The sequence below is a fragment of the Halomonas sp. 3H genome, assembly GCF_024206005.1.
GTDB classification, from domain to species: Bacteria; Pseudomonadota; Gammaproteobacteria; order Pseudomonadales; family Halomonadaceae; genus Halomonas; species Halomonas campaniensis.
Window position 1 is genome coordinate 2788785 of the sequence record NZ_CP100360.1, and the last position, 13220, is coordinate 2802004.

Sequence of the window (13220 nt, forward strand, 5' to 3'; positions counted from 1 at the left end):
GGATGGCTGACCATTATTCCGATCCGCGTGACCAGGATCGACACGAACCGACGCTCGGCGGCATGCCCGGCAGCGCCCGGGATCACGAGCGCCAGACCCGCGGCGACCGGATCCATCACGAGCGCCGCGACGAGCGCCGCCATATCCGCGTCTCCCCGCCCTTCCGGGTGAGGCTGGCGGACGGCACTACCCTGAACGGCGTGGATGTCTCGCTGGGCGGCTTCGCGATGCACACCGAGCGCGCCTACCAGCCCGGCGAACCGCTGTCGGCCTCGCTGCTGATGACGGCCGGCGCCACCGAGCTGATCATCCCGGTGCATGCCGGATGTCGCCGCGTCACCCCGGACCGTGACGGCCGTGGCTACACGGTCGGCTTCGAGATCACCGATATCGAGCCGCCCCACCGGGAGCTGCTGCGCCAGGTGATACGCAGCTGCCTGAGCGGACGCACCGCGAGCGTCGAGGCGCTGATGGCCGGCGAGGATCCCCAGACGCCGCGCAAGCGTCAGGCCGGCGTGAGCCAGCCGTTGCCCGCCTCGCGGCCGCGTCATCGCGGTCGCCGCTACGTGCTGCTGTTCGCCGCCATCGGCCTGCTGGCGCTGGTGGTGGCCGCCACCGCCTACCGCAACTTCATGATGATCGAGCCGAGCTTCGCCGCGGTGACCGCGCCGCGGATCGACATCCGTGCCCCGGGGCCCGGCATCCTCGCCGCCCATGAGCTCCAGGCCGGCGACCGCGTGGAGCGGGATGCGCGCCTGACCCGGGTCGAGAACAGCGACCTGGAGTCGGACCTGATCCTGGCCGACGCCGCCCAGCGCTACAACAACCGGCTGATCGAGAACCTCCAGGAGCACCTCGATTCCGGCAGCCAGGAGGTCAGCCTGGCCAATTCCGCCCAGCCGGCCAGTGGTGACACCCTCTCCTTCGAGGCGGTCTCGCCGGAGATCGCCCGGGCGCGTATCGAGCAGTTCGAGACCGCCCGGGACTATGAGAGCTCGCGCATCACCGCCCTGGAGGCGCGCAAGGCCAGCAACGATATCTACAGCCCCTGCGACTGCCTGGTGGCGTGGGCGCTCTCCAGCGCCGACGGCACCTACATCAACGAGGGCGAGCGGATCATGACGCTGATCCGCACCGGCGAGGACGACGTGATGGTCGAGGCGCTGGTGCACATGCAGGACATCGATCGCATCGAACCCAACCAGACCGCCTATATCTCGCTGCCCGACGCCTCCGGTCCGATCCGCGCCCGGGTACGCAACGTCGCCCTCGACGTGGAGCGCCAGCCGCGGGCCGGTTTCCCCAGCTGGGTCCGCCAGCAGCAGAACGTCGCCAGCGTGCTGCTGGTCCCCGAGCGCGACCTGCCCGCCCAGAGCGTCGGCCAGCCGGTGGACGTGCGCTTCACCGAGGCGCCGCTGCTGGGCGCCACCGCCGAGTGGGTCTGGCAGGGCGCCCGCGCGGTGATCCAGTTCGGCGACCGCATCTACCGCGCCGCCATGCAGGAAGACGACGCCTGACAGCCTGCACCCCCCTCCCGCGGCCGCCGGACGGTCGCGGGCGTACTCCCCGAGGAGGCACCATGTCACAGCACCCGATTCTCCTTTCCTCCGGCCCCCGGCGCCCCGCCATCGGCCTCGCCCTGGCGGGGGCCATGGCGGCCCTCGCCCCCGGCGCCGTGCTGGCCGATGGCGATGCCGAGGCCCGACCGTCCATCCCCCGGGTCGAGGCCTGCTCGACCCGCTACGCCGAGGTCGATGCCCCGCGCCCCGGCGCCGCCGCCAGCGGCCACGAGGCGATCCGCGAGGGATTCGACACCCGCCGCCACTGGGGGACCGAGGCGAACGTCGAGCGCCTCGGCATCGGCCAGACCGGCCTCGACGAGCCCGGCCTCCGGGTCCACTACCCCGCGGGCAGCTCGTCGCCCGGCGAAGAGCCCCGGGGCGGCGCGGGCTTCTACACCGAGCCGGCGGCGCTGGCCGGCGCCGAGCGCGTCTGCCTGAGCTACCGGGTGCGCTTCGCCGAGGGCTTCGACTTCGTCAAGGGCGGCAAGCTCCCGGGCCTCTACGGTGGCGACGCCCCCAGCGGCGGCGACAAGGTCGACGGCCAGAGCGGCTTCTCCATGCGCCTGATGTGGCGCGAGCATGGCCAGGGCGAGCTCTACCCCTACGTGGTCGACCGGGAGGGCGAGTCCCTGGGCCGCGGTGCCTGGAGCTTCCCTGCCGGACGCTGGGTGACCGTGGAGCAGGAGCTGCTGCTCAACGACCCGGGAGAGGCCAACGGCGTGGCCCGGGTGTGGATCGACGGCCAGCCGGTGCTCGAGCAGGCCGATCTGGTCTTCCGCACCACCCCCGAGCTGACCATCGACGGCCTGATGTTCTCGACCTTCTTCGGCGGCACCGGCGGGGAGTGGCGAACGCCCCGCGACCAGCACGTAGACTTCGCCGCCTTCCGCCTGCATGCCCCGACGCCATGACTCACCACCCTTGCGCTTTACGGGACGCCCCCATGACCTTGTGTAAGCCCCTGTGCAAGCCCCTGCCCGAGGACCGACGCCCCGCCCCGAGCCGATGGCTGAGCCGCCTGGCCCTGTCGCTGCTGCTGGCCGGCTTCGCCGGCGGCGCCGGGGCCGAGGAGCTGCTCGGCCGCGAGGAGCGCGAGGCCCTCGACCTCTCGGCGTATCGCGTCAGCGACCCGGACGCCGGCTACTTCGACGTGGCCAAGCGCATGGCCGAGCTCGACGCCACCGACAACGCCATCCTGCTGCAGGAGATCGACGAGCTCGCCCGCGGGCCGAGCTGCGAGCAGCTGCTGGCCTACGAGCCCATCACCACCCGGGTGCGCATCCCGGGGTACTACCCCAATCCGGAGGAGTGGGAGCTCGCCTCGGAGCCGCTGTTCCGCTTCGAGGACAACGTCTCGATGCTGGCCGGCGCCTTCGTCGCCAGCGGCGATACCTACTATGCCGACTGCCTGGTCCGCTACCTGGGTCACTGGGCCGAGGCCGAGGCGCTCACCGACTTCCACTACGACTCCACCCAGCCCCAGGCCTGGTTCGCCACCGAGTCGATGCTGTTCGCCGCCGGCATGGCCTATGCCACGGTGCGCCCCTTCGTGGAGGGCCTGGAAGAGGAGCGGGCGCGCCTGGAGGACTGGCTGAACGGGCTCGCCCACCAGCATGCCGACATCCCCGGCGAGCCCGAGAACAGCTGCTGCAACAACCACTTCTACCGTCGTGCCCTCTACGGCAGCATCATCGGCGTGATCACCGAGGACGACGAGCTGTTCCGCTTCGGGGTCAGTGCCATCCACTCGGCACTGCACGACATGACCGAGGAGGGGGCCCTGCCCCTCGAGGTGAACCGCGGGCGCCGTGCCACCCACTACCAGAACTATGCCCTGCTCTACCTGGTGACCAACATGCAGGTGATCGCCCGCCAGGGATACGAGGAGATCTTCGACCTGGAGGTCGACGGCAACACCCTCCATGACGGCGTCGACTTCCTGTTCAGGATCCTCGAGGACCCGGCCGCGCTGGGCGACTTCGCCCCCCTCGAGCAGTACACGGGCTTTCTCAAGGACCCGCAATACTTCACCTGGATGGAGATCTACCAGGCCCGTTTCGACGACCCCCGTGTCGCCGACTTCGTGCATCGGGTGCGGCCGCTCTACAACCGCAGTGCCGGCGGGTACATGACCCTCTACCTCATGCCACCCGATGCCCAGACGCATATCTTCCAGGACGACGAGCAGCGCCAGACCGAGGCCTTCCGGGGTCTCGGCGAGTCGTGACGCCCGCCCTCCTTCTGCCGACGCCGAGGACCTTCCCATGACCCAGACCCGGACACCCCTCTCCACGCCCTCGAGACTGACGGCCTCCCTCGCCCTGCTGGCCCTGCTGAGCGGCTGCGGGAGCGCCGGCCTGTCGAGCGGTACCGACGCGCCACAGGGCGAGGTACCGGCCGAGTACAGCGACTGGTTCGGCTGGCGCCCGGAGGCCAACATCTCCGGCGATGACTGGCAGCAGATCAATCGCGCCCAGGAGTTCATCGAGCAGGGACGCCACACCGAGGCCATCGAGCGCCTCGAGCCGCTGATGGCCCGGCACATCCCGCCGGCGTTCTACGAGATGGCCAAGCTCCACGATGACGGCCTGGGGGTCGAGCGAGACCCCGCCGAGGCGGCCCGGCTCTACGGCCGCGCCATCGAGACCCCGTCGGCGATCCGCGGCCAGGCCTCGCTCAAGCTCGCCGAGCTCTATCTGGCCGGTGACGGCGTCGAGCGCAACGAGCGCCTCGCCTTCCATCTGCTCGACCAGGCGGTCAAGGAGGGAGTGGAGCGGGCCGAGCCGATCCTCGCCGGCCTGCTCGCCGAGGGCGGCGAGCAGATCGGCCCCGATCACGAGCGCGCTCAGCAGCTCTATGAGCAGGCCGCCCAGCGGGGCGACGCCAATGCCCTCGAGGCCCTGGCCGAGGCCCACGGTCCGAACGGCTGGCGGGAGACGGCCCCCGAGCGCGCCATGGACTACGCGAAACGCCTGGAGGCGGTGCTCGAGGACCAGGCCGCCGGTGGTGACACCGGGGCCATGCGCCGGCTTGCCGGGCTCTACGCGCCGGACGGACTGCTCGGCGACCAGCCCGAGCAGCGTCAGGCCTGGCTGGTCCGCGCCGCCGAGGCCGGCGACGAGGATGCCCTGGGCCACGCCGGCACGGCGCTGCTGCGTGGTGGCGATCCTCAGCAGGGCATGGCGCTGCTCGAGGAGGCCGCCGAGCGCGGTGACGTCGATGCCATGACCCGCCTGGGCCAGGCCCTGCTGGATCCCGACGTGGGGCCGACCCGTCCGGCGGAGGCGAAGCGCTGGCTGGAGGACGCGGTGGAGGCCGGCTCCGTGGACGCCAGGGTGATCCTCGGGGCGGCCCTGATCGAGGAAGCCCGCGAACAGGCCGCGCCGATGGGCCTGGACGGCAGCGGTGACGACCCCGCCACCACCCTGGCCGCCAATGCCCTCTCCACGCCACCCGAGGTCAGGCGCGGCATCGCGCTGCTCGAGGAGGGGGCCGAGCAGGACGATCCCCTGGCCCTGGCCCACCTCGGATCGCTCTACCTGGACGACGCCCTGGTCCCCAGCCAGCCCTGGCTGGCCGTCGACTATCTCGAGCGTGGCCATGAGCTCGGCCACCCCTGGGCCACCCAGCAGCTCGGCGCCGCCTACCTGGCGGGTCGCGGCGTGCCGGCCGACGGCCGCCGGGCCGAGGCGCTGCTGAGGGAGGCCGCCGAACAGGGCCAGGAGGGCGCCCTGCGCCTGATGGGCGACGCCTACCTGGAGGGCGAGGTGGTGCCCTTCCACCCCACCCGCGGCGAGGCGCTGCTCGAGCAGGCGGCCGAGGCCGGCGATACCGCCGCCATGACTTCGCTGGGCGAGGCCTACCTCACCGGGCCGCTGGAGGAGCAGCCGCAGCGCGGCCATGCCCTGCTGGAGCAGGCCGCCCGCCAGGGCGACGCCTACGCCATGGTGGTGCTGGGCCGCGCCTATCGCGAGGGCAGCGGCGTACCGCGGGATCTCGACGAGGCGACCCGCTGGCTGACGCGCGCGCGGGAGGCCGGCCATGCCTCCGCCGATGACGCGATGGTCGGGGTCAACCGCGACCGGGGCGCCCAGGGCGACATCAATGCGCTGATCGAAGCCGCCGAGGCGGGCCACCCGGGAGCCATGGCGGACCTGGGCCGGGCCTTCCTCAACGGCGAGGGGGTCCAGGCCAATCCCGAGGCGGCCCGCGCCTGGCTCGAGCGCGCCGCCAATGCCGGGCACACCGGCGCGCGCGCGGAGGTCGGCGAGATGCTGCTCGAGAGCGACCCGCAGCGCGGCATGACCCTGCTGCAGGGCGCCGCGGATGCCGGCCATGCCGGTGCCCGCCTGGCCCTGGGCCGTGCCCTGCTGCTCGGCGAGTACGTCGAGGCGGATGCCGAGCGGGGGCTCGACTATCTGCGCCCCGCCGCCGAGGGCGGCAACCCCCATGCCGCCCGGCTGCTCGGCCAGGCCTACCTGGAGGGCAACGGCGTCGAGGCCGACCCGGCCCGGGCCCGGGAGTGGCTGGACGTGGCGGTGGAGAGCGGCGATCTCTCCTCGCGCGCCAACCTGGGGCGGATCCTGCTGCGCGGCGAGGAGGGGATGCCCGAGGATATCGAGCGCGGGCGGGAGCTGCTGCACGACGCCGCGGAGGCGGGCCACCCCGGCGCCCAGGCCACCCTGGGCCGCGAGTACCTGCGCGGCGAGCGCCTGGAGCGCGACACCCGCCAGGGAGCCGACTACCTGCTCCAGGCGGCCCGTCAAGGCCACTCCAGCGCTCGGCTGGCACTGGCCGAGGCCTATCTCGAGGCCAACGGGCTGGAGAGCGCCAACCGCGAGCAGGCGCTGCTGTGGCTCGAGGAGGTGATGGAGGCCGACAGCGACATGGCCCTCGAGACGCTCCACGAGCTGATCTCCGACGACATGGCCGCCGCGCGGTGATGCCCCGGTGACACCGTGGCCACTCATGCAGAAGGCCGGCACCCAGTGCCGGCCTTCTGCATGGTCACGGGCCAGCGCGGGCGGCACTCGCCGCCCGCGCTGGCCTGCGCGTCAACCGTCGAAGGGGTTGCGCAGCACGATGGTCTCGTTGCGGTCGGGACCGGTGGAGATGATATCGATGGGGGTGCCCACCTTCGCTTCCAGGTAGCTGATGTAGGCGCGGGCATTGGCCGGCAGGTCCTCGACCCGCTTGGCACCCAGGGTCGACTCGCTCCAGCCCGGCAGGTCCTCGTAGAGCGGCTCGATGGCCTCGTACCCTTCGGAGTCCACCGGCGTGTCCAGCACCTCGCCATCCTTGCTGCGATAGCCCACGCAGACGCGGATGTTCTCGAGGCCGTCGAGCACGTCGAGCTTGGTCAGGCAGATGCCCGAGACCGAGTTGATCTGCACCGCATGGCGCAGGGCGACGGCGTCGAACCAGCCGCAGCGGCGCGGGCGACCGGTGGTGGCCCCGAACTCGTGGCCACGCTCGGCCAGGTGGCGGCCGTGGTCATCGAACAGCTCGGTGGGGAAGGGTCCGGAGCCGACCCGGGTGGTGTAGGCCTTGGTGATGCCCAGCACGTAGTCCAGGTAGAGCGGGCCGACGCCGGAGCCGGTGGCGGTGCCCCCGGCGGTGGTGTTGGAGCTGGTCACGAAGGGGTAGGTGCCGTGGTCGATGTCCAGCAGCGAGCCCTGGGCCCCCTCGAAGAGGATGTTCTCGCCGGCGCGGCGCAGGTCATGGACCAGGCCCACGGTGTCGGCCACCATGGGACGCAGCTCCTCGGCCATCTCCATGGCCTCGTCCAGCACCTGCTGGAAGTCCACCGGCTTTTCACCGTGGTAGTTGACCAGCACGAAGTTGTGGTAGTCCAGCACCTCGCCGAGCTTGGAGGCGAAGCGCTCGCGGTGCAGCATGTCGCCCAGGCGCAGGCCGCGGCGGGCCACCTTGTCCTCGTAGGCCGGGCCGATGCCGCGCCCGGTGGTGCCGATCTTGGCGACGCCACGCGCCTTCTCGCGGGCCTGGTCGAGGCGCACGTGGTAGGGCAGTATCAGCGGGCAGGCCGGCGACAGGCGCAGCCGCTCGCGCACCGGCACGCCCTTGGCCTCGAGCTCGCGGATCTCCTTGATCAGCGCCTCGGGCGACAGCACCACGCCGTTGCCGATCACGCAGGTCTTGTCCTTGCGCAGGATGCCCGAGGGGATCAGGTGCAGGACGGTCTTCTCGCCGTCGATCACCAGGGTGTGGCCGGCGTTGTGACCGCCCTGGAAGCGCACCACCGCGGAGGCGGATTCGGTGAGCAGGTCGACGACCTTGCCCTTGCCCTCGTCACCCCACTGGGTGCCCAGTACGACTACGTTCTTGCCCATTGGTCTCTCGTCTCTCGTTGCTGCGCGCCGGCTCGCGTCGCGCCCTTGGTTCGCTGCAGCGAGCCGGCGTGGTCACACCCGGCCAGCCCGATTCAGTCAGTTACAGTGCCGTCACCTGCCAGTGGCCATCGGCCAGCACCAGCTGGCGGTCGCAGCGGTGCTCGGCCGGGCCGGTGCGCTGCCCCGGCAGGGCCTGCACCACCCGCTCGCCCTGCTCGCGCAGCGCCAGCACCGCTTCCCCGAGCCCCTCGCCCTCGGCCGGCGCCCAGATGCCGACGCGGGGCGGCTCGGCGGGCGCCAGGGTGGCCAGCTGCTTGAGGTCCATGGAGAAGCCGGTGGCCGGCCGAGCCCGGCCGAAGGCGCGGCCGGTATCGTCATAGCGCCCGCCCTTGGCCAGGGCCTGGCCGTAGCCGGGCACGTAGGCGGCGAACATCATGCCGGTGTGGTAGGCGTAGCCACGCAGCTCGGCCAGGTCGAAGTAGGGCTCGACCTCGGGATGAGCGGCCATCACTCCCTGATGCAGGGAGCGCAGCTGGTCCAGCGCCGCCCCCACCGCGGCGGGAGCCTCGGCGAAGGCTTCGCGGGCCTCGTCGAGGACCTCGACACCCCCGTGCAGGCGGCCCAGCGCCATGAACATCTCGGCCAGCGCCGGGTCCGCCACGCTCTCGGCGACCCTGGCGGCCAGCTCGCCGGGCGACTTCAGCTCCAGCGCCTCGAACAGCGCCCGCTCCTGGTCGATATCCAGTTCGGCGGCCTGTACCAGGCTACGGTAGATGCCGATATGGCCCAGCGCCAGGTGGATCTCCCGCGCCCCGGCCGCGGCGAGGCTCGCCAGCGCCAGGTGCAGGATCTCCAGGTCGGCCTCGAGGCCGGCATGGCCGAACAGCTCGACCCCCACCTGGACCGGGCTGCGGCCGCCCTGATGCTGGTCGGCGGTGGCGCGCAGCACATTGGTGCAGTAGCAGAGCCGCACCGGCCCCTGGCGCTTCAGGGAGTGAGCATCCATGCGCGCCACCTGGGGAGTCACGTCGGCGCTGATGCCCATCATGCGGCCGGTGAGCTGGTCGGTGAGCTTGAAGGTCTGCAGGGCCAGGTCGGAGCCGGTACCGGTGAGCAGGGAGTCGAGGAACTCCGCGGTGGGCGGCATCACCTGGTCATAGCCCCAGCGATGGTAGAGATCGAGCAGTGCCCGGCGCAGCTCCTCCATGCGGCTCGCCTGGGGAGGCAGCACCTCGTCCATGCCGTCGGGCAGCAGCCAGCGGTCAGCGATGGTCATGTGAATCATCCAGCAAGACAATGAATGGCCAGGGGTGAACGGAAGCAGACGGCCACAAAAAAACCGGGCCACGCCCGGTTGCAGGAGTCTACCACGTTTGCGCCGGGGATGAACCCCGGCGCAACGCGCGCTCATTCTCCGCTGGGAACGGCGCTCTTCAGGTAGCGGAAGAAGTCGCTGGAGGGATCCAGCACCAGCATGTTGCCGTCGCCCTGGAAGCTCTCGCGGTAGGCGTTCAGGCTGCGCCAGAAGCCGAAGAACTCCTGATCCTGGGAGTAGGCATCGGCGAAGATCGCCGCGGCCTCGGCATCCCCCTCACCGCGCAGGGTCTCGGAACGTTCGGTGGCCTGGGCCAGCAGCACCTGGCGGCGCCGGTCGGCATTGGCGCGGATGCGCTCGGCCTCCTCCTGGCCCTGGGCGCGCCACTCGCGTGCCTCCCGCTCGCGCTCGGAGCGCATGCGGTCGAAGACCGCCGCGGACACGTCGTCGGGCAGGTCGATCCGCTTGACGCGGACGTCGACGATGGCGACACCGAGCTCCTCGCGCAGCAGGGCATCGAGGTCCTGGGTCGGCCCGATCATCAGGTCGTCGCGACGCTCGGCGATGATCTGCTGGAGATCCAGGCGGCCGAACTCGTTACGCAGGCTCTCGTCGACCCGCGGCTGGATCAGGCGGATCGCCATCATCTCGTCTCCGGCGGTGGCCTCGTAGTAGCGGGTCGGGTTGACCACCTGCCACTTGACGTAGGAGTCCACGATCACCGCCTTCTGCTCGAGGGTCAGGTAGCGGCTGGTGTCGGTGTCCAGCGTCAGCACCCGGGTGTCGAACTTGCGGATGGTCTGGGTGATCGGCACCTTGAAGTGCAGGCCCGGCTGGATGTTCTCCTCGATGACCTCACCGAAACGCAGCTTGACGGCACGCTCGGTCTCGTCGACCACGTAGAGGCTGTTGCTGGCCAGCCAGGCCACGGCGGCCAGGCCGCCGACGATGAGCAGGGAACGATTGTTGATCATTTAGCGGCCCTCCCTGCGGATTCCACTGTTGCTGCTGGAGCTCGTGCCGGTCTCACCGGAGCGCAGGCGCTCCAGCACCCGCGGGTCGAGCTCGCCCTGCTCGCCCAGGCGCTCGCCCGAGCTGCCGGCCGAACCACCGCCGCTGCCCATCTGATCGAGGGGCAGGTACATCAGCGGGCTGTCGTCGGCCACGTCGACCAGCACCTTCGGCGTGCTGCCGAAGACCTCGGCGATGGCGTCCAGGTAGAGACGCTCGCGCATGATCGCCGGCGAGCTCTGGTACTGGGAGAGCAGCGCGTTGAAGCGGTTGGCCTGACCGCGGGCTTCCGCCACCACCGACTCGCGGTAACCCTGACCCTGCTCGACCAGGCGCTGGGCCTGACCCTGGGCCTCGGGGATGATGGCGTTGGCGTAGGCCATGCCCTGGTTGATGGTCCGCTGACGGTCCTCGCGGGCCCGGATCACGTCGTCGAAGGCGTCGATGACCGGGCCGGGCGCCGTGGTGGACTCGATGTTGATGGTCTGCAGGCGGATGCCGGTGCCGTAGCTGTCCAGGTAGGACTGCAGGCGGCTGGACACGGAGCTGCCGAGGATTTCACGGCCCGAGGTCAGGATATCGATCATGTCGGTGCCGCCGACCACGTGGCGCAGCGCACTGTCCAGCGCATTCTCGATGGAGAGCTGGGGGTTGCGCACGTTGAGCACGAAGTCACGGGGGTTGGCCACCTGGTACTGGGCCGAGATCTCGACCTCGACGATGTTCTCGTCGCGGGTCAGCATCGACTGGGTCTGGGTCAGCGAGCGCACCCGCGTGACATTGACCATGCGCACGTCATCGATCAGCGGCGGGTTCCAGTGCAGGCCGGGGCTGACCACTTCCTGGAACTTGCCGAAGCGCAGCACCACGCCCCGCTCGGACTGGTCGACCAGGTAGAAACCGGTGGCCGCCCAGATCGCCAGGGCCACCACGATCAGCAGCCCCGGCAGCGCGAAGGTGTTGCGGGGCTTGCCGCCACCGCCCTTGCCGCCACCGCCGCCGCGCTTGCCGCCGCGGCCGCCGAGCATGCCGTTGAGCTTGTCCTGAAACTTCTTCAGGGCTTCGTCCAGGTCGGGGGGGCCCTGGTTGCCGCCACGGTTGCCACCGCCGCCGCCTCCGTTGCCGCCACCGCGTCGGCCGCCACCACCACTCCAGGGGTCGTGCTGGTTGCCACCACCAGGCTCATTCCAGGCCATAGGTCTTCTCCACTGTGCGTTGCCGCCCGCCGCTGGAGGGGCTCCAGGGGCGGGCGTCGGTTGCGATCCTGTTGGCGCCGCCGGCGAGTGGCCCGCGGCGCCTGTCGACCTTGTCGTTGTCTGTGCCGCCCGCATCCCGGTCGTGGACGGCAGGCGGCGTGGCCCTGGGCCTCACTCCTCCCAGACGGCCCGCTCCTGCAGCTCCGCGGGCAGGTAGTCGGCGGCGCGCTCGCCGAGCCGGGCCATCAGCTGCATGAAGTCGCGCCGCGGCAGGCGCACCTGCAGCAGGGTATGCCCCTGGTCGTCGAATGCCTCCTCGCGGACCGCGCCCAGCTCGTGAAGGCCGGCGCGCAGCTTGCCCTGCTCCGGGGCAAGGCTGAGCGAGAGGTCGATCACGTCGTCCGCCAGCCGCTCGGCCAGGGCCTGGGCCAGCAGCTCCAGCCCCCGGCCCTCCTGCGCGGAGAGCCACACCACCTCGGGGCGGCCCTCGCCGTCACGCTCGATGCGCGGAGCGCTGTCGAGCAGGTCAATCTTGTTCATCACCTTGAGCGACGGCACCTCGAGGGCACCGATCTCGTCGAGCACCGCCTCGACCTGGGCGACGTTGAGCTCGCGATCCGGATCGGCGGCGTCGATCACGTGGACCAGCAGGGTCGCCTCGGCGGCCTCCTGCAGGGTGGCACGAAAGGCCTCGACCAGCTTGTGGGGCAGGTGTCGAATGAAGCCCACGGTATCGGCCAGCACCACCGGCCCGACGTCCTCAACCTCCAGGCGTCGCAGCGTGGGGTCGAGAGTAGCGAACAGCTGATCGGCCGCATAGACCTTGGATTCGGTCAGGGCGTTGAAGAGCGTTGACTTGCCGGCGTTGGTGTAGCCGACCAGCGAGACGCTGGGAATCTCTGCCCGGGAGCGGGCCCGGCGGTTCTGGCTGCGCTGGCTACGCACCTTGTCGAGGCGCTTGTGGATCGCCTTGATACGGGCCCGCAGGAGGCGACGGTCGGTCTCGAGCTGGGTCTCGCCGGGACCGCGCAGGCCGATACCGCCCTTCTGGCGCTCCAGGTGGGTCCAGCCGCGGATCAGCCGCGTCGACATGTACTCCAGCTGGGCGAGCTCGACCTGGAGCTTGCCCTCGTGGGTCCTCGCCCGCTGGGCGAAGATATCGAGGATCAGGCCGGTACGATCGAGCACCCGGCACTTGAGCACGCGCTCGAGGTTGCGCTCCTGGGAAGGGCTGAGGGCGTGGTTGAAGATCACCAGCTCGGCACCGTGCACGGCCATCGCCTCGCGCAGCTCCTCCACCTTGCCGGAGCCCACGAAGGTTCGTGGGTCCGGCCGATGGCGGCTGCCGGTCAGCAGCGTGGCCGGCTCGGCGCCAGCGGAACGCACCAGCTCGAGGAACTCACCCGGATCCTCGCGCTCCTGTTCGTCGTGGAAATCCACATGGACGAGTACCGCCGTCTCACCGGCGTCGGGACGTTCAAAAAACAATCATTACCTCACTGGCTTTCCTGCGGCGCGGCAGGATCCTGGGCCGGCAGGCGCACGTTGCGCGAGGGCACCACGGTGGAGATGGCATGCTTGTAGACCATCTGGCTGACGGTGTTGCGCAGCAGGATGACGAACTGGTCGAACGACTCGATCTGGCCCTGCAGCTTGATGCCGTTGACCAGGAAGATCGATACCGGGATGCGCTCCTTGCGCAGGATGTTCAGGTACGGGTCTTGAAGGGACTGCCCTTTGGACATGTTGCTCTCCCTGAAATTGTCTCTGGGGTTGACGTTGTTTC

10 protein-coding genes are annotated in these 13220 nt (G+C 70.6%); 4 read left to right on the top strand and 6 right to left on the bottom strand.

Annotated features, from left to right (window positions below; translation table 11 throughout):
- Nucleotides 1-2 precede the first annotated feature (2 nt).
- From NFC98_RS13005 to NFC98_RS13020, 4 genes are all read left to right on the top strand, one after another.
- Nucleotides 3-1517 carry an HlyD family efflux transporter periplasmic adaptor subunit gene (locus NFC98_RS13005; RefSeq protein ID WP_254275357.1) on the top strand — a complete coding sequence of 505 codons (1515 nt, stop codon included), beginning with the start codon at nucleotides 3-5 and terminating at the stop codon, nucleotides 1515-1517.
- Between the two features lie 62 nt (nucleotides 1518-1579).
- Nucleotides 1580-2473 (top strand): polysaccharide lyase, encoded by an 894-nt coding sequence (locus NFC98_RS13010; RefSeq protein ID WP_254275358.1) that lies wholly within the window; start codon nucleotides 1580-1582, stop codon nucleotides 2471-2473.
- Between the two features lie 32 nt (nucleotides 2474-2505).
- Complete coding sequence (locus NFC98_RS13015; protein ID WP_254275359.1) at nucleotides 2506-3789, top strand: alginate lyase family protein; 1284 nt, start codon at nucleotides 2506-2508, stop codon at nucleotides 3787-3789.
- Between the two features lie 37 nt (nucleotides 3790-3826).
- Nucleotides 3827-6505, top strand: coding sequence for a tetratricopeptide repeat protein (locus NFC98_RS13020; protein WP_254275360.1), 2679 nt, complete (start codon nucleotides 3827-3829; stop codon nucleotides 6503-6505).
- Nucleotides 6506-6616: 111 nt separating this feature from the next.
- Here the strand turns inward: NFC98_RS13020 and NFC98_RS13025 are convergent, their stop codons facing one another.
- From NFC98_RS13025 to hfq, 6 genes are all read right to left on the bottom strand, one after another.
- Entirely contained in the window at nucleotides 6617-7912 is a 1296-nt protein-coding gene (locus tag NFC98_RS13025; RefSeq protein WP_183331603.1) for an adenylosuccinate synthase, read from the bottom strand.
- Nucleotides 7913-8012: 100 nt separating this feature from the next.
- Nucleotides 8013-9188: an ATP phosphoribosyltransferase regulatory subunit gene (locus NFC98_RS13030; protein ID WP_254275361.1), complete on the bottom strand. Its 1176-nt coding sequence runs from the start codon at nucleotides 9186-9188 to the stop codon at nucleotides 8013-8015.
- A gap of 131 nt (nucleotides 9189-9319) precedes the next feature.
- Nucleotides 9320-10201 carry a protease modulator HflC gene (gene hflC / locus NFC98_RS13035; protein WP_254275362.1) on the bottom strand — a complete coding sequence of 294 codons (882 nt, stop codon included), beginning with the start codon at nucleotides 10199-10201 and terminating at the stop codon, nucleotides 9320-9322.
- On the bottom strand, nucleotides 10202-11434 hold the full coding sequence (gene hflK, locus NFC98_RS13040; RefSeq protein WP_254275363.1) for an FtsH protease activity modulator HflK: 1233 nt from the start codon (nucleotides 11432-11434) through the stop codon (nucleotides 10202-10204).
- 171 nt (nucleotides 11435-11605) lie between these two features.
- Nucleotides 11606-12922 (bottom strand): ribosome rescue GTPase HflX, encoded by a 1317-nt coding sequence (gene hflX / locus NFC98_RS13045; RefSeq protein WP_254275364.1) that lies wholly within the window; start codon nucleotides 12920-12922, stop codon nucleotides 11606-11608.
- Nucleotides 12923-12930: 8 nt separating this feature from the next.
- Complete coding sequence (gene hfq / locus NFC98_RS13050; protein ID WP_183331615.1) at nucleotides 12931-13179, bottom strand: RNA chaperone Hfq; 249 nt, start codon at nucleotides 13177-13179, stop codon at nucleotides 12931-12933.
- Nucleotides 13180-13220: the final 41 nt, after the last annotated feature.